The sequence below is a fragment of the Winogradskyella bathintestinalis genome (assembly GCF_030407435.1).
Classification (GTDB): domain Bacteria; phylum Bacteroidota; class Bacteroidia; order Flavobacteriales; family Flavobacteriaceae; genus Winogradskyella; species Winogradskyella bathintestinalis.
In genome coordinates this window covers 271462-287609 of record NZ_JASDDK010000002.1, presented here as the reverse complement: position 1 = coordinate 287609, position 16148 = coordinate 271462, and the positions used below count along the sequence as shown (strand labels likewise).

General features: G+C 32.2%; 19 protein-coding genes. 9 read left to right on the top strand and 10 right to left on the bottom strand.

Features of this window, described 5'->3' with window-relative positions:
• The first annotated feature begins 56 nt into the window (after nt 1–56).
• Entirely contained in the window at nt 57–560 is a 504-nt protein-coding gene (locus QMA06_RS06180) for a hypothetical protein (protein WP_290205997.1), read from the top strand.
• A gap of 79 nt (nt 561–639) precedes the next feature.
• On the opposite strand, the gene QMA06_RS06175 is transcribed toward QMA06_RS06180, so the two are convergent.
• Entirely contained in the window at nt 640–936 is a 297-nt protein-coding gene (locus tag QMA06_RS06175) for an N-acetyltransferase (protein ID WP_290205996.1), read from the bottom strand.
• A 161-nt stretch (nt 937–1097) separates the two neighbouring features.
• On the opposite strand from QMA06_RS06175, the gene QMA06_RS06170 reads away from it, so the two are divergent.
• The 3 genes from QMA06_RS06170 (at nt 1098) to cls (ending at nt 4255) form a co-directional block, all read left to right on the top strand.
• Nucleotides 1098–1760, top strand: a complete 663-nt coding sequence (locus QMA06_RS06170; RefSeq protein WP_290205995.1) for an alpha/beta hydrolase — start codon at nt 1098–1100, stop codon at nt 1758–1760.
• 85 nt (nt 1761–1845) lie between these two features.
• Entirely contained in the window at nt 1846–2799 is a 954-nt protein-coding gene (locus tag QMA06_RS06165; RefSeq protein ID WP_290205994.1) for a lytic transglycosylase domain-containing protein, read from the top strand.
• Nucleotides 2800–2806: 7 nt separating this feature from the next.
• Nucleotides 2807–4255 carry a cardiolipin synthase gene (gene cls, locus QMA06_RS06160; RefSeq protein ID WP_290205993.1) on the top strand — a complete coding sequence of 483 codons (1449 nt, stop codon included), beginning with the start codon at nt 2807–2809 and terminating at the stop codon, nt 4253–4255.
• Here the strand turns inward: cls and QMA06_RS06155 are convergent, their stop codons facing one another.
• Nucleotides 4256–4834, bottom strand: coding sequence for a tetratricopeptide repeat protein (locus tag QMA06_RS06155; protein ID WP_290205992.1), 579 nt, complete (start codon nt 4832–4834; stop codon nt 4256–4258). It abuts the gene before it with no gap.
• Between the two features lie 158 nt (nt 4835–4992).
• Between QMA06_RS06155 and rpmH the strand changes: the two genes are divergently transcribed.
• The 3 genes from rpmH to QMA06_RS06140 all read left to right on the top strand — a co-directional run bounded on the left by rpmH (nt 4993) and on the right by QMA06_RS06140 (nt 8732).
• Nucleotides 4993–5154 (top strand): 50S ribosomal protein L34, encoded by a 162-nt coding sequence (rpmH, locus tag QMA06_RS06150; protein ID WP_290205991.1) that lies wholly within the window; start codon nt 4993–4995, stop codon nt 5152–5154.
• 121 nt (nt 5155–5275) lie between these two features.
• Nucleotides 5276–8128, top strand: coding sequence for a carbamoyl-phosphate synthase large subunit (carB, locus tag QMA06_RS06145; RefSeq protein WP_290205990.1), 2853 nt, complete (start codon nt 5276–5278; stop codon nt 8126–8128).
• Nucleotides 8129–8327: 199 nt separating this feature from the next.
• A complete protein-coding gene (locus QMA06_RS06140) occupies nt 8328–8732 on the top strand; it encodes a T9SS type A sorting domain-containing protein (protein WP_290205989.1) in 405 nt (134 codons plus the stop codon).
• Nucleotides 8733–8786: 54 nt separating this feature from the next.
• Here the strand turns inward: QMA06_RS06140 and QMA06_RS06135 are convergent, their stop codons facing one another.
• From QMA06_RS06135 to rmuC, 4 genes are all read right to left on the bottom strand, one after another.
• Nucleotides 8787–9326 (bottom strand): acyl-CoA thioesterase, encoded by a 540-nt coding sequence (locus QMA06_RS06135; protein ID WP_290205988.1) that lies wholly within the window; start codon nt 9324–9326, stop codon nt 8787–8789.
• Nucleotides 9319–10029, bottom strand: a complete 711-nt coding sequence (locus QMA06_RS06130) for a DUF3307 domain-containing protein (RefSeq protein ID WP_290205987.1) — start codon at nt 10027–10029, stop codon at nt 9319–9321. The genes QMA06_RS06135 and QMA06_RS06130 overlap by 8 nt, the downstream gene beginning before the upstream one ends.
• On the bottom strand, nt 10026–10640 hold the full coding sequence (locus QMA06_RS06125; protein ID WP_290205986.1) for an HMG-box domain-containing protein: 615 nt from the start codon (nt 10638–10640) through the stop codon (nt 10026–10028). Before QMA06_RS06125 ends, QMA06_RS06130 begins: the two co-directional genes overlap by 4 nt.
• Nucleotides 10641–10742: 102 nt before the next feature.
• A complete protein-coding gene (rmuC, locus tag QMA06_RS06120; protein WP_290205985.1) occupies nt 10743–12128 on the bottom strand; it encodes a DNA recombination protein RmuC in 1386 nt (461 codons plus the stop codon).
• A 170-nt stretch (nt 12129–12298) separates the two neighbouring features.
• Between rmuC and purB the strand changes: the two genes are divergently transcribed.
• Together purB and QMA06_RS06110 are read left to right on the top strand one after the other, a co-directional pair.
• Entirely contained in the window at nt 12299–13642 is a 1344-nt protein-coding gene (gene purB, locus QMA06_RS06115; protein WP_290205984.1) for an adenylosuccinate lyase, read from the top strand.
• Nucleotides 13643–13653: 11 nt separating this feature from the next.
• The gene (locus QMA06_RS06110) at nt 13654–13884 is read left to right on the top strand and encodes a hypothetical protein (RefSeq protein WP_290205983.1); all 231 of its coding nucleotides are present in this window, start codon (nt 13654–13656) and stop codon (nt 13882–13884) included.
• A 70-nt stretch (nt 13885–13954) separates the two neighbouring features.
• Here QMA06_RS06110 and QMA06_RS06105 read toward each other — a convergent pair whose 3' ends face one another.
• From QMA06_RS06105 to QMA06_RS06090, 4 genes are read right to left on the bottom strand one after another with little or no spacing between them, the layout of a single operon-like run.
• On the bottom strand, nt 13955–14500 hold the full coding sequence (locus QMA06_RS06105; protein ID WP_290205982.1) for a DUF4252 domain-containing protein: 546 nt from the start codon (nt 14498–14500) through the stop codon (nt 13955–13957).
• Nucleotides 14501–14504: 4 nt separating this feature from the next.
• Nucleotides 14505–15077, bottom strand: coding sequence for a DUF4252 domain-containing protein (locus QMA06_RS06100; RefSeq protein ID WP_290205981.1), 573 nt, complete (start codon nt 15075–15077; stop codon nt 14505–14507).
• A gap of 20 nt (nt 15078–15097) precedes the next feature.
• Nucleotides 15098–15583: a hypothetical protein gene (locus tag QMA06_RS06095; protein WP_290205980.1), complete on the bottom strand. Its 486-nt coding sequence runs from the start codon at nt 15581–15583 to the stop codon at nt 15098–15100.
• Entirely contained in the window at nt 15570–16079 is a 510-nt protein-coding gene (locus QMA06_RS06090; protein WP_290206629.1) for an RNA polymerase sigma factor, read from the bottom strand. The genes QMA06_RS06095 and QMA06_RS06090 overlap by 14 nt, the downstream gene beginning before the upstream one ends.
• Nucleotides 16080–16148: the final 69 nt, after the last annotated feature.

Genomic DNA, 16148 nt, shown 5'->3' with positions numbered 1-16148 from the left:
TGTTTTTATTGTAACTAGTTGTACTGTTTACAATAGAAAATTGGAAAATTATTATAATGAAAAATATATATAATACCTGTATATTTATTTGTCTAATTAGTGTTTTGTCTTGTTCTAAAGACACTAATGTATCTCACATTGTTGGCACTTGGCAACTTAGCACGCGGACTATTGGAGCGTCGTTTGATGTCAACCAAGATAATATTTACCGTACTAACCTTATAAAAGAAGCAAATTGTAATGATATAGAAACACTGACTTTTACGGAGGAAGGCACTGTTTTTTCTGGTAACGAATATGTTTCTGATATCATTTATTTCAAATATGACGATTCAGATAATTATGGAATAAACGTCGAGTGTGATAAAAACAGAATCATTAGTTTTGCTTCAGAATATGAAGATTTAAATGAGGCTTCAGTACTCATTTTAGATAGAGTTTATAGAATTGAGGACCATACTTTAACCACTATTTTCAAAGATGCTATTACTATTTATAACGAAGATTTAACAACTGTGATTGAAACTAGAGATTTAAAGCTCGTGTATATAAAACAATAAAGCTTAGTAGTCGCGATAAAAAAAAATCCGAAGTTTAGGCAGCTTCGGATGTTTAATAATATTTTTTTACGATTCTTAATTATATACGGATGCCTACTGGTAGCATGCGTTTATACTTACGATTTCGTCTTACAAATTTTGCAATTTCTGGGCTTGTTGGTACTACACTAATGTTCCTTTCTTTAATGTTCGCGAATACCAAATCGATAAAATCCAATTCAAATTCATCTGATCTAATAGTGTCAGGAATAATCATTTTGGTTAAGAATATTTTACGTTCTTGTAAAGAATACTCAATAATAGCCATGTCGTTTTCAACCTTTAATTCAAATTGACGTAGAAAATCATTGTCAATCAGTTCAGCAGTTTCTGTCATAATTTTTAGATATTAAATTCAGCGGTTGGTAGCGTAGACACTATAAATTATATAGTTTTGCTGTGCAAAGGTACAAAAAATCAACTAGAGTTTTAGGTTATTGTTGTTAAAACCTTACATTATAACTTATTAAGACGTGCTAATAATATTTTTATAGACTTATGAACTCTCAATTAACTCATGTATACTTAATGCCAGGGATGGCAGCAAACCCTATGATTTTTGAGTATATTAAATTACCTGAAAAGGATTATAAAATCCATTGGTTAGAATGGCAAATCCCTAAGAAAACCGAATCGCTTAAACAATATGCTTTAAGAATGTGTGAGTTTATTACACATGAAAATGCCGTGTTATTGGGTGTTTCATTCGGCGGTATTCTCGCGCAAGAAATGAGTAAGTATTTACACTTAAAAAAGCTTATAGTGGTCTCTAGCGTAAAGTCGCACCACGAGTTGCCAAAACGTCTAAAACTATTAAAAGTGACTAAAGCTTATAAAATTCTACCCACACAATTAGTAAGTAATATCGATTTATTGGCTAAATACGCTTTTGGTGAAACTATAAAAAAACGAGTTGATTTATATAAAAAGTACCTATCTATCAATGATAAAACGTATTTAGATTGGGCAATTAAACAAGTGGTGTGCTGGGATCAAGAGCGAGCTCATCCACAAGCTATTTATATCCATGGGGATAACGATGCTATATTTCCGCATTCGTGTGGTGGAAATTGTATTGTAATTAAAGGAGGAACCCACATTATGATCATTAACAAGTATAAATGGTTTAACGAAAATTTACCAAAACTTATTGAAGATTGAATTTGAATTTTGAGATTAGATTGATTACATTTATATCGAAGAAGTCTGAAGTTAGAAGTTGAAAATTAGATTAAAAAAAAGTAACATGAAAATTATAAAAAATAGTTTAGCATTAGTAGGGGTGGTCTGTATATCAGGCTTATTTATTTTTTCGATGCAAAAATCGCCTAATGAAAAAGCTCCATCAGATAATACATTGGGAAAAGAAGACCCTATTGTAAATAATTATAATGTTTATGCATTAGAAATGCCCGAAAATTTAAACTTTGCTGGTGAAGCAGTACCCGTGGAGAACCCTGATATTTACGAACGTATGGATCGTGAGTTATTGGTAAATACCTATTGGCAATCTAATGGGCTATTAATGTTTAAACGTGCCCAAAAATATTTTCCAATAATAGAACCTATTTTGAAGAAAAATGGAGTGCCTGATGATTTTAAATATTTAGCTGTCATTGAAAGTGGCTTAGTACAAACCGCAAAATCACCTGCCGGAGCTAGTGGAGTTTGGCAAATTATGAAAGCTACAGGACGAGAAAATGGTTTAGAGGTCAATGAGAATGTTGATGAACGATACAATCTTGAAAAAGCAACAGAAGTAGCTTGTGATTATTTAAAGAAAGCCAAAGCGAATTTAGGATCTTGGACCAAAGCTGCAGCGGCCTATAATGCTGGTAATTACGGAGTGTCAAGACGTTTAAAGGAACAAGATGTTTCTGGATACTATGATTTGTTATTGGGTGAAGAAACAGGTCGTTATGTTTTTAGAATTGTAGCGTTGAAAGAAATACTTTCAAACCCGAGTAAATATGGTTTCAATTTTAATAAAAGTCATTTATACAAATCTGTGCCTACTCATAAAGTGGAAGTCGATACTGCAGTAACCGATTTTGCTCAGTTTGCTAAACATTTCGGCATTAACTATAAGATTTTAAAACTTCATAATCCTTGGTTAAGAGAACCGCATTTAAATAATAAATCCCGAAAATCTTATTTAATAGATATTCCAGAAAAAGGCTATTATAGCTCTAAACCTTAAGTAATAATTGGAATTTATTAGTAATCATACTTGGAAAATTATATTTGCAATCAATTACGCGATAGCCTTATCTGCTGTAATTACAATTCTGCTTAAAAAGTTGAATCCCACTAAGGCAATGAGTTATATCATTGGTTTATTGGCGTTACCTTTTCTGGGTATTTTATTTTATTATTTATTCGGACAAGAATATCGTAAGACGAAAATTTTCAGTAGGAAACATGTTTTAAATCAATCTATTGTTAAAACCATTCAAGAGCAGTTAGAGCTAGATACCAAGACAATCAATGAAGTGGATGACTTGCTCGACGAGAAGTCAAAATTAATTCCTTTATTATATAATAGTGAAAAGTCTAAATTGACTGTTAACAATGACGTTAAGCTAATTAAAAATGGTGATGATAAATTTAAAATGCTTTTTAAGGACATTAAGGAAGCAAAACATCATATTCATTTAGAATATTTTATAATAAATGACGATAAGATAGGGACTGAGTTACTTAATCTGTTATGCGAAAAAGCAAAAGAAGGTTTAGAAATTAGAATTGTAATCGACGATGTAGGAAGTTCTATAAGCTCTAAAATGAAACGTCAATTAAAGAATTGTGGTATAGAAATGAATTCGTTTATGCCCGTTTTATTTACAAAATTTACGGGTCAGATGAATTATCGCGATCACCGTAAAATCGTAATTATTGATGGTATTATTGGTTACACGGGCGGTGTTAATGTTTCAGATGATTATGTAAATGCCAATAATAAACGATATTGGAGGGATACGCATGTACGCATAATCGGAGAAGCGGTAAAATCACTTCAAATTTTATTTTTTACAACATGGGATTTTGTAAATGAAAAAAAAACAGACTTATCAGATATATATTTTCCTGAGCATAATTGTGAAGAAAATATCCCTTTACAAATAGCGGCCAGTGGACCAGATACTGATTGGTCTAATATAATGGAATCTATTTTCGTTGCTATTACTAATGCTGACGACCATGTATATATTACAACTCCATATTTTATTCCTAATAGTGAAATTGTAACCGCGCTGCAAGTTATAGCAAGAAGTAATATAAAAGTTAAAATTATTGTTCCCCAAACTGGCGATTCATGGATTGCACAGTATGCAACTAATTCATATTTAGGTTTACTTTTAGAAGCAGGAGTAGAGGTTTATTGCTATACTAAAGGCTTCATTCATGCTAAAACCATGGTTGTAGATGGCGTGTTTAGTACTGTGGGAACAACTAATATGGATTATAGAAGCTTTAATATTAACTTCGAAGTAAATGCTTTAATCTATAATAAAGAAATTAGTAGTCAACTTACTGAGTTCTTTAATGCAGATTTAAAAGATTGTGAGCAAATAGATTTAAAATCTTGGGAAAACCGATCTAAACGAATTAAGCTTATCGAAGCGGTGGCTCGTTTGATGGCGCCCCTGTTATAATCAACGTCGACTTCTTCGGTTTTGTCTAGCAGATGTTGGCTGTCCATATTGTTGCTTAGGAATCACGGCTTTCTTCATCTGTTGTTTCATCATTTTTATTTGATCTTTTAGCATGTCTCTTTTGTCTAATTTCTCTGCTTCAGCTAAAAGTTTTTGCGCTTCAGCCTTTCGTCGTTTAGAGAAAGCGATACCCGCTAAATTTAATTTGGCCATTGCTAAATCATGATCCATAGATAAACCTAAACTGATGGCTTTCTTAAAATAACCTTCGGCTTCATTCATGTTAGTTTGCGAAACCATAATACCATTTAAATAATTTAAATAGCCTTGTTGTTTCTTTACTAAGGCACCTTCTGGGTTCTTTATTTTATCTAACCATTTCTTTGCACCCGCAAAATCTTGCTGTCGCAATTTTAAAAATGCGAGTAATATCATTTCATTTTTAAAGTAAAGGAATATAAAAATGGTAGAGAGTAGGATATACATAATACCATTACCAATGTAACCTTCTGTAAATTGATAGATGCCAAATCCTATGATTAATGCGGCAATTGCTAATTTTATATATTTATGAAACATAATTCTTTGTATTTTTGCGGAGCGCAAAGGTAATAAAATTCTATAAAAAAATATTTCTTTTGCTATTTGCAAAAGTAAAAACTTGTTGTATATTTGCACGCAGTTTTGAGATAGCTCTCAGTTAAATAAAGAAAAATTAGTTTTTAAAAATATAAGTCATGCCAAAAAGAACATTTCAACCGTCAAAAAGAAAGAGAAGAAACAAACATGGTTTTAGAGAAAGAATGGCTTCTGTTAACGGAAGAAAAGTTTTAGCACGTAGAAGAGCTAAAGGAAGAAAGAAAATATCTGTTTCAACAGAATCTAGACATAAAAAATAATGATTAACAATTGTTAATATATTAGAGGCGTTACTTAGGTGTAACGCCTTTTTTTGTATTTAATTGTTACTTATTTTTGCACAGCCAAATAAATTAAAAATACATTTTATCTCTAAGTCTTATGCCAAAAAATAACAAATTAAAGTCTATATTATTAATCGGTTCAGGTCCTATTGTTATCGGACAAGCCTGCGAATTTGATTATTCGGGATCTCAAGCATTACGCTCATTACGAGAAGATGGAATAGAAACAATTTTGATAAATTCTAATCCTGCGACGATAATGACGGATCCAACAATGGCCGATCATGTTTACTTGTTGCCTTTAACCACTAAGTCTTTAATTCAGATTTTAAAAGACCATCCGCAAATCGATGCGGTTTTACCTACTATGGGTGGACAAACGGCTTTAAATCTTTGTATTGAAGCCGATGAAAAAGGCATTTGGAAAGATTTTGATGTTGATATAATAGGGGTAGATATCGATGCTATAAATATTACAGAAGATAGAGAAAAATTTAGGGAACTAATGTTAAAAATTGGGGTTGGCATGGCACCCCAAGCAACAGCCACATCTTACCTAAAAGGCAAAGAAATAGCGCAAGAATTTGGTTTTCCTTTAGTCATTAGAGCCTCATATACTTTAGGTGGCGCAGGAGCATCCTTTGTTTTTAAAGAAGAAGATTTTGATAATAAATTAACGCATGGTTTGGAAGTGTCTCCAATTCATGAAGTTATGATCGATAAAGCACTCATAGGCTGGAAAGAATACGAGCTAGAATTGTTAAGAGATAAAAATGATAATGTCGTTATTATTTGTACCATCGAAAACATGGATCCCATGGGTATTCATACAGGTGACTCCATTACTTTGGCACCAGCAATGACCTTATCAGATAAGACCTTTCAGAAAATGCGAGATATGGCAATACATATGATGCGTAGTATTGGGGATTTTGCAGGTGGTTGTAATGTTCAGTTTGCCGTTAGTCCGGACGATGAAGAGGAAATCATAGCTATTGAAATTAATCCGCGAGTGTCACGTTCGTCAGCTTTAGCAAGTAAAGCAACAGGTTATCCTATTGCTAAAATTGCGACAAAATTAGCCATTGGTTACAATTTGGATGAATTAGATAATCAAATTACAAAATCAACGTCTGCCTTATTCGAGCCGACCTTAGATTATGTAGTGGTTAAGATTCCACGTTGGAATTTCGATAAATTCGAAGGGTCCGACAGAACTTTGGGTCTACAAATGAAAGCGGTAGGCGAGGTGATGTCTATAGGACGTTCATTTCAAGAAGCCCTCCATAAAGCCACACAATCTTTAGAAATTAAAAGAAATGGACTAGGAGCAGATGGTAAAGGATATAAAGATTACGATACTATTATTGAAAAGCTAACGTATGCAAGCTGGGATCGTGTTTTTGTGATTTATGATGCTGTTGCGATGGGAATTCCGTTAAGTCGTATTCACGAAATCACTAAAATTGATATGTGGTTTTTAAAGCAATATGAAGAGTTATTTCAACTTGAAAAAGAGATCTCTCAATTCAATATAGAAACTATAGAACGCGAATTATTGCTTGAAGCGAAGCAAAAAGGATATGGCGATCGTCAAATAGCACACATGTTGGGTTGTTTAGAAAGCCAAGTTTATAATAAGCGAAAAGAGCTTAGTATCAATCGCGTGTTTAAGTTAGTAGATACTTGCGCAGCAGAGTTTAAAGCACAGACCCCTTATTATTATTCAACTTTTGAAAGTGAAGTGGAAACGGCTGATGGCGAAGTCTACGTTCACAACGAAAGTATAGTTTCAGATAAAAAGAAAATCATTGTTTTAGGCTCAGGACCTAACCGAATAGGTCAAGGTATAGAGTTCGATTATTGCTGTGTACACGGTGTTTTAGCCGCCGCAGAATGTGGCTATGAAACCATAATGATTAACTGTAACCCAGAAACAGTATCGACTGATTTTGATATTGCAGACAAATTATATTTTGAACCGGTTTTCTGGGAACATATTTACGATATCATTCAACATGAAAAACCAGAAGGTGTCATAGTTCAATTAGGTGGGCAAACCGCTTTAAAATTGGCAGAAAAACTAGAAAAATGGGGAGTTAAGATTATGGGAACCAGTTTTAAGTCACTCGATTTAGCTGAAGATAGAGGAAGTTTTTCAAACATTTTAAAAGAACATAACATTCCTTATCCAGAATTTGATGTGGCCGAATCTGCTGATGAAGCCTTAGCAATTGCAGATGTATTAGATTTTCCAATTTTAGTAAGACCTTCGTATGTCCTTGGGGGTCAAGGAATGAAAATTGTTATTAATAAACAAGATCTTGAGTCTCATGTAATTGATTTATTAAAATCTATTCCTGGTAATAAATTATTATTAGATCATTATTTAGATGGGGCAATAGAAGCAGAAGCGGATGCGATATGTGATGGAGAAAATGTGTATATCATAGGTATTATGGAGCATATTGAGCCCTGTGGAATTCACTCTGGAGATAGCAATGCGTTATTACCTCCATTTAATTTAGGAGAATTAGTAATGCAACAAATTAAAGATCATACTAAAACCATAGCTCTAGCGCTTAATACTGTTGGATTAATTAATATTCAATTTGCAATTAAGGATGACGTGGTTTACATTATTGAAGCTAATCCTAGAGCATCACGTACAGTGCCTTTTATTGCTAAAGCTTACAAAGAACCTTATGTAAACTATGCGACGAAAGTAATGCTCGGTGAAAAGAAAGTAACTGATTTCGACTTTAATCCTCAATTAGAAGGTTTTGCAATTAAACAACCTGTTTTTTCCTTTAACAAGTTCCCTAATGTGAATAAGCAATTAGGTCCAGAAATGAAGAGTACAGGTGAAAGCATTTTGTTTATAGATAACTTAAAGGACGATCAGTTTTACGATTTGTATGCTAGAAGAAAGATGTATTTAAGTAAGTAGCACCAAAATAATTAATAAAAGCTATTACCGTTTTATAGACTATGCTAAGAATTTTTAATGTCAATTAAATTAATAGATACTTCATTTTCTTTGAGTAATATTATTTTTTTAATTTGATGTAATTGGCATAGTTTTCGATGAAGTGTAACTGTTATTCATTAATAATTACTAACTTAGCTATAGCAATTACCCACATTGTATGAAGAAAACTGTACTCAGTCTTATAACATTATTATCCGTTGGTGCTTTGTTTGCCTTTAGTGCAACACCGCAAAATGAGAGTATTGAAGATATATTAAATCCTTATTCGGAGACGAGTAAATGGATGGATGGAAGTAGTTTTGAAATAGAATATAAATTATTTCAAGATGAGAATTTTAAGATTTCGCCAAATCCTTCTAAAAATAAGTTGAATATTAAATTACCAAGGTCATCTGAAAATATGACACTTGAGGTGTTTGATGTTTTAGGAAAACGTATTCATAAAAGCGTAATTACTAAATTAGAAGCTTCTGTAGATGTGTCTGGTTGGAAAACGGGTGTATATCTTGTTAAGGTATCAGATGAAAATAATTCACAGACCAAACGATTTATTAAACAATAAGAAAATTAATTATTATAAAAAAAGCTGTTTCTGAAAAATGAAACAGCTTTTTTTTTACTTAAAGTCAATTTTTACATTATAATCTTTTAGTTGTTCTAAATGGTCGTCGAGATTTTTATAAAGATTTTCTAAATCTTCACTGCGCTTAGAATCACTTTCTTTTCTAATTATTGACTTTATGAAACGTTTTGCCGCCAGTTTATTAGTTAATATTAAACCCGGAACTTTGACGGTATTGCCTTCTTCATCTACAGCAACCATTATAAAATAGGAAGAATTACAGTGTTTTACTTTTCCTGTGGTGATATTTTCAGACTCTACTCTTATACCAACTACCATGGACGATTTTCCGACATAATTTACGGAAGCCTTCATGGTTACTAACTCTCCGACTTCAATAGGATTTAAGAAATTAACTTTGTTTACAGAAGCTGTAACACAATAACTTTGCGAATGCTTTGAGGCACAAGCAAATGCGATATTATCCATTAGACTTAGAATATAACCACCATGGATTTTGCCTCCAAAATTGGCGTGATGTGGTTTCATTAATTCTGAAATCTGAATTTTAGAATCTTCAGTGGTTTTAAACATAAGGTGTTAGATTTAAAAAAAGTAAACTTGTTATTATAGCAATACCAAAACTTATTAATGTACCTATTAAAATGTACTCGGTGAGTTTTCGTTCTTTAGAAGCTGTTAAATCGCCGAATCGAAATACAGATTTAGCGGTAATTAAAAATCCTACAGCTTCCCAATGCCCAGTTATAATAAATATAAACACCAAAAGTCGCTCTAAAACACCAATGTATTTGCCAGCATCTTTTAAGGATTCATTATCTTTTGTTAGTTTAGAAATATTCCACTTAGAAAAAATCGTTTTCATTATAATGGACGTTGGTGTTGCTAAGAATGCCACACAAAAAATTAATAATATGAGTCGGCTATCTAAATTAAAATCGAAATTCTCCGCATATAGAAGTACCGTTAAACCTACGATTGAAACAAGGTGTAAAAGTTGATCTATAAAAAAGTATAAGCGTTTGGTTTTTTTACGCTGAAAAGTAAGTTTTAGTCCGTCTATTAATAAATGTAATAATCCAACTCCTAAAATTAATGGAGTGTAAGTAACATCCCAAATAAGAAAAAACATTAAAACTAAATGAATTATAACATGTACATAGAGCCAAATTGATTTTAATTTCTTTTTCTCTTTATGTTTTACCCATTTGTGAGGTTGCAGAAAGAAGTCTCCAATAAGATGTGCTAAAAGTAGCTTTAAGATTATAAGTGTCATATTAAAGAAGCAATTTTTTTTCTGTAAAGCGTATCTAAATCTAAAATTTCATCTAAGTAAGCTCGTTTTTGTCTTTTACTTACAGCATCTTGGCTGATACCAATTAGCTTCGCCAATTCAGATTGAATCATAGTTGGAAACTCTAAACTTAGTTTTACGATTTCTGCAGAATTGACCGTCCAGTTGTCCATAGCAATTAATGCCAATCTAAAATATAGATTTAATTCTTCATTTAGCGTGTCGTTGCTCGTTTTTATTTTTAGATTTTGTTTTTCTTTTTTAAGAGTATCAAAAGTTTCTCCTGAAAAAATAAAGGCTTCACCATTAGATTCACTGACGGACTTACCCTCATAATCTTTTTTACCGATACCGATAGACATCCTAACATCTATGCCTTTAATAGATTTTAAAAATGCTTTTATATATATAGATGTTCTAAAACTATCCTCTATTGTATGAGATTCTAATTGAAAACTATCTCCTCTATAGATGTCATAGAAGGAAGTGTCATTAGATATATTTGATAAGGCTGCTTTTAAAGGAGTGAGCCAAACATCTTCACTTTGGGCAGCTCTAGATTTTATAATATCACCCGTAATAACGCTAATCATAATAATTACATTTATATAAATATATGCCTTAATTGTGGAATAATCTAATTAATTCCTTAAAAAAGGCATATATTTAATTATTCCTTTTAGGCAGCATGTGTATTAATCCTCTTCAGTAGCGCGTTTAATGATGCTCTCAGGGAGCGCTTTTTTAGCTTTCGCTCCCATTTTTTTAATTTTTTCAACACGAGAAATAAGATTGCCTTTTCCATCAACTAACTTATTCATAGCAGAAGAATAATCATTTTTTGCAGCATCTATTTTTTTACCAACTCCAGTTAAATCGGTAACTAAACCTTCAAATTTATCGTAAAGTGCACCAGCTTGTTTTGCAATTTCTAAAGCATTTTGTTGTTGTTTTTCGTTATTCCACATGGTATCAATGGTACGTAAGGTGGCCAAAAGAGTAGAAGGTGTAACAATCACAATATTTTGCTCAAAAGCTTTGTTATATAGCGTATTATCATCGTTTATAGCGACGGCAAAAGCAGGTTCAATAGGAATAAACATTAATACAAAATCTGGTGATTCAATGTCATATAAATCCTGATAATTTTTTGCTGACAGCTGATCTACGTGTTTTTTTATGGAATTAACATGTGCTTTTAAAAATAAAGGTCGTTGATCCTCATCAGCATTAACAAATTGCTCGTATGCGGTCAATGATACTTTAGAATCGATAATCATTTTTTTAGAATCCGGAAGGTGCAGCACTACATCTGGCATAACACGAGATCCATCTTCCCGTTGAAAATTTTGCTGTAAAAAATACTCTCTGTTTTTTTCTAACCCTGATTTTTCTAGTACGCGTTCTAATACCAATTCTCCCCAATTGCCTTGAATTTTACTATCTCCTTTTAATGCTCGCGTTAAGTTTGTAGCTTCTAATGCCATTTGTTGGTTGAGGTCTTTAAGTCCTAATAATTGCTCTTTTAAAGCTGAATGCATGCTGATACTTTCCTTTTGTGTATCCTCAACCTTTTTTTCAAATGTTTTAATTTTTTCTTCAAGAGGGTTTAAAATATTCTTGATATTCTCTTTATTTTGAAGTGTAAATTTTTCCGATTTTTCATCTAATATTTTTGAAGCCATCAATTCAAAATCCTTACGAAGTTGTATTTGTTGTTGTTCTAATTCTTCATCACGTTTTAAATTGGCTTTTTCAAGATTTTCAAACTCAGAATTACGTCTTGATAATTCGGTATTTAAAAATTCTTTTTCTCTTCTAATGGCTTCACGTTCAGTTTCAATTTTCGAAATATTATCTTTTAACTCATTTAGAGATTGACTAAAATACTGCGCTTGCTTTTGATTTTCTCCTTCTGAAAATTGTTTGAACTCGTTGAATTGCTGCTGCAAATTAGCATTGCGTTCTTCTAAAGTACTTTTGTCACTTCTACTTTTTAATTGCGAAAATTTAAGTCCAATAAAAGCTCCAATAGCTGTAGAAATAAAAATGGTAAAGATGAGAATTAGGGTGTCGTTCATGTTAAAATTGAAATTTATCAAAGATAATCGATAATGTTGAAATCGAAATCTAAATTGAAACGAAATAGCTGCAAAAAACGTTTATTAAAACAGCTTTTAAAAACTATAGACTCTTCCCCCTTAACAATAAACTTATCACTATATTTGAAGCTTCAAAAAAATCAAACAAAATGGCACTTTCATCGCTTAATGCAATTTCACCAATTGATGGTAGATACCGATCTAAAGTCGAAAAATTAAAAGATTATTTTTCGGAAGAAGCACTTATTAAATATCGTGTTTTAGTAGAAGTTGAATATTTTATTGCTCTTTGCGAGTTGCCATTACCGCAATTACAGACGGTTCCAAATACCGTTTTTAAAGATTTGAGAGCGCTTTATAAAGACTTTACAGCTGATGATGCCTCCGCCATTAAAGACATTGAAAAAGTTACCAATCACGATGTAAAAGCGGTTGAGTACTTCATTAAAGAAAAATTTGATGTGTTAAAATTATCTGATTATAAAGAGTTTATTCACTTTGGATTAACATCGCAGGACATTAATAATACAGCTATCCCGTTAAGTATTAAGGATGCTATGAATGATGTGTATGTCTCTGAATATACTTCTCTTTTAGAGAAAATTGAAAGCTTAGCAAAAGATTGGAATGACATCCCAATGTTAGCAAGAACGCATGGACAACCTGCATCACCAACCCGTTTAGGAAAAGAGATTGAAGTATTTGCAGTGCGGTTAAAAGAGCAATTCAATTTACTTAACGATGTGCCGAGTGCCGCAAAATTTGGTGGTGCAACAGGAAATTTTAACGCTCATAAAGTGGCTTATCCTAAAATAGATTGGAAAGCCTTTGGAACTATATTTGTTCAAGAAAAGTTAGGCTTACACCACTCGTTTCCAACAACCCAAATAGAGCATTACGACCATGCGGCAGCCTTGTTTGATGGCTTAAAGCGCATTAATAGTATAATTATAGATTTAGACAGAGACATTTGGACGTATGTCTCTATGGATTATTTTAAACAAAAAATTAAGAAAGGTGAGGTAGGAAGTTCTGCAATGCCGCATAAAGTAAATCCTATAGATTTTGAAAATAGTGAAGGTAATTTAGGTATTGCCAATGCTATATTTGAGCATTTGTCTGCTAAATTACCAATTTCAAGATTACAACGCGACCTAACGGACAGTACTGTTTTGAGAAATGTTGGTGTGCCTTTTGGGCATACACTAATTGCGTTTAAATCTACAATGAAGGGTTTAAATAAATTATTGCTAAACGCACCTAAATTTGCACAAGATTTAGAACATAACTGGGCTGTAGTGGCCGAAGCTATTCAGACGGTATTAAGACGTGAAAGCTATCCTAATCCTTATGAAGCATTAAAAGGCTTAACTCGAACCAATGAGGCGATTACACAAACTTCAATTTCAAATTTTATTGATACCTTAGACGTTTCTGATACTATTAAAACTGAATTAAAAGCGATTACCCCTAGTAATTATACGGGAATATAAATACTTAAAACTTGAAACAATTTATTCCAAAGACTAAAGATGCTATTGCCTTATCGGCTGTTACTGCCGTTGGATTTGGGCTATTTGTAGCAGGTTTATGCGATATCCTTAATTTTGTAATTATAAAGGTTGTATTGTTTTTAAGTGTAGGAGTGTTATTTGTAATAGCAAGTACGTTTGCTTTTAAAAACGTAACAAAAAAAAATCGTCCTGAAGATACACTTCAAGACAATTCTCATTAATCTTTAAATAAAATCTTTATAAATTTTCAGTTCTCAGGAATTGTGAGATTACTTAATTTTCTAAACTTTTTTATTTAAAAAAGTCCGTAAGGCCATTTAAATTAGAATCTTCTAATTTTGCATTATCTAAAACGGAACTTAAAGACATTAATTTACCAGCATTCATGTCATCACCTAAAATTCTAGCGATTAAAAAGCCTTTGTTAGTTGCGTGTCCAAAAATGATGAGTTCGTCGATATTTTCTATGTCTCCTATAAATTTAATTACGAACTTCCCGTCAGTTAAATTTCCACCACGCATTAATTCTTCGTATTCCGGATTTTTTAAAATGGTTTTTACTTTTTCTAATTCCAACTGATAGTCTTCAGCTTCCGTATCTTCTTTCATGAAAGTGAGAACATTTAATTTGTCTACAGAATTATAGGCTTCTTTTTGTTCTTCACTCATTTTTACATTGTCGACATTCACAAAACTTGTAGGCACGTCAAAGGAGGCAAAACCTGGCTTTAACTCGTTGTCAACATAGTATGTTTGCAACGTTGGTTCTTGGTTACAGCTGGTAACAACTGCAACCAAAAACAACATTACTATTGATTTTTTGATTGATTGTATCATGATCTTATTGTTTTTTTTCTCCAGCTTTCTTTAATTGCTCACCACCTGGAATATCCATTTGATTTGTAATTTTAGAAACCTGTCTTAGATCTATATCTCCAGTTAATGAAAGTAAAACGGTTTCAAATTCTCGTTTTTTACCGTTGATTTTAATGTTTTGGTCTTTCGTTAATTCCTTTAAGCCACTAACAAACATTAATAGTTCTTTTACATGGTTTTCATCACTACCTTCTTTCACATAAAACTTAACGGTTTGTTCACCATCTTTCATGCGCATCAACTCTTCAAGCTTAGATGATTTTAAATATTTATCGACTGTTGCTTTCATATCTGCCGAAACTTTACCGTCGCCAGTTGTAAACACTTTTAGACCAGTAATTTTCTTAACCATATCCATATACTGTTGAGCTTCTGGGTCATCCATATCAATATCAATGCTAGCAATCATGCTAAACATTTTTTGATTGACAATTACCGATGCTACCTCATTCATATCTTCATATTTATCAAAAATACTTTGAGCTTCAGACATAAATGGTGCTACAATAAGTGCGATTATTACAATTAATTTTTTCATAATTCTTTAATTTTTGTTTGTTACTTGTTTTTAAAAATTTTATTTGTTGTTTCTGTAAATTCACTTAGTCTACCGGCTTCTTCTATTCCCTCATTTAAATTATCAGAAACTAGAACTAGCGAACTAAGTTGTTGTTTGCCTTCATTCATTCCTATAGAAATTAAACTAAAAGCTTCTACCGTTTGGTTGTAGGCCATAAGTGCTTCTTGTTTTTCCTCTTCCGTAGGACCCATGAAATTTGGTACAACTAAACCAAGCATTAAAACAGCCACTGCTGCGACAGAAATCCATTGATACAATTTTGCTTTATTTGATTTTAATGGAACGTCTTTGGTGTACTGCTCTGTTTTAGATTGTGAAAAGTACTGAAACATTGGTCTGTAATGTTCTAAATGAGGTGCAACATTACCGCTTAGAAAATACGCTTTTAATTGAGCCTCTTCTTGTAATGACGTCTCCGCATTGTGATACTTTTCTATTAATTTCTCTATATTATTTAATACCATGTTGATGTGTATTAGTTAATTTTTCTCTTATTGTTTTTCGTGCCCTCGATAAGTTTACTCTAATTGCAGTTTCATTCATATCGAGCATTTTTGCTATTTCTGCATAATCGTATTCTTCAATATCTCTTAATTGTACTATAATTTTTTGTTGCTCTGGTAAATCTTCCATTATTAAAGAAATCCAATTCACACTATCTTTTGCTTCAACTTGTGTTTGCAATGAAGAATTGTTATCCGTATAATTACTATGAACAATTTTTAAATTTTGTGCCTGTTTAGACTTTAAACGGTCCAAACAAAAATTCTTAGTCATGGTCATTGAAAACGCTTCCACATTTTTATAATCACTTATTTTTTTTCTATTTTTCCATAATTTCAACAATATTTCTTGCGTGGCATCTTCGGCTTCTTCACGAGATACTAATAATCGTTTTGCTAAACGAAACACTTTATCTTTAAAGGGCATAACGATATCTACAAAATCCGTCTGCTTCATTATTTCTTTGGTTGGTTGATGAATTTGAATAGTACTCGCCTTCAATATTACGACGATAGACATTATATT

Bases quoted from the DNA above. Each gene is read 5' to 3' on its own strand.
- QMA06_RS06180 (WP_290205997.1), top strand. From the start codon at position 57: ATGAAAAATATATATAATACCTGTATATTTATTTGTCTAATTAGTGTT.
- QMA06_RS06175 (WP_290205996.1), bottom strand. From the start codon at position 936: ATGACAGAAACTGCTGAACTGATTGACAATGATTTTCTACGTCAATTT.
- QMA06_RS06170 (WP_290205995.1), top strand. From the start codon at position 1,098: ATGAACTCTCAATTAACTCATGTATACTTAATGCCAGGGATGGCAGCA.
- QMA06_RS06165 (WP_290205994.1), top strand. From the start codon at position 1,846: ATGAAAATTATAAAAAATAGTTTAGCATTAGTAGGGGTGGTCTGTATA.
- QMA06_RS06155 (WP_290205992.1), bottom strand. From the start codon at position 4,834: ATGTTTCATAAATATATAAAATTAGCAATTGCCGCATTAATCATAGGA.
- rpmH (WP_290205991.1), top strand. From the start codon at position 4,993: ATGCCAAAAAGAACATTTCAACCGTCAAAAAGAAAGAGAAGAAACAAA.
- carB (WP_290205990.1), top strand. From the start codon at position 5,276: ATGCCAAAAAATAACAAATTAAAGTCTATATTATTAATCGGTTCAGGT.
- QMA06_RS06140 (WP_290205989.1), top strand. From the start codon at position 8,328: ATGAAGAAAACTGTACTCAGTCTTATAACATTATTATCCGTTGGTGCT.
- QMA06_RS06135 (WP_290205988.1), bottom strand. From the start codon at position 9,326: ATGTTTAAAACCACTGAAGATTCTAAAATTCAGATTTCAGAATTAATG.
- QMA06_RS06130 (WP_290205987.1), bottom strand. From the start codon at position 10,029: ATGACACTTATAATCTTAAAGCTACTTTTAGCACATCTTATTGGAGAC.
- QMA06_RS06125 (WP_290205986.1), bottom strand. From the start codon at position 10,640: ATGATTAGCGTTATTACGGGTGATATTATAAAATCTAGAGCTGCCCAA.
- rmuC (WP_290205985.1), bottom strand. From the start codon at position 12,128: ATGAACGACACCCTAATTCTCATCTTTACCATTTTTATTTCTACAGCT.
- purB (WP_290205984.1), top strand. From the start codon at position 12,299: ATGGCACTTTCATCGCTTAATGCAATTTCACCAATTGATGGTAGATAC.
- QMA06_RS06105 (WP_290205982.1), bottom strand. From the start codon at position 14,500: ATGATACAATCAATCAAAAAATCAATAGTAATGTTGTTTTTGGTTGCA.
- QMA06_RS06100 (WP_290205981.1), bottom strand. From the start codon at position 15,077: ATGAAAAAATTAATTGTAATAATCGCACTTATTGTAGCACCATTTATG.
- QMA06_RS06095 (WP_290205980.1), bottom strand. From the start codon at position 15,583: ATGGTATTAAATAATATAGAGAAATTAATAGAAAAGTATCACAATGCG.
- QMA06_RS06090 (WP_290206629.1), bottom strand. From the start codon at position 16,079: ATGAAGCAGACGGATTTTGTAGATATCGTTATGCCCTTTAAAGATAAA.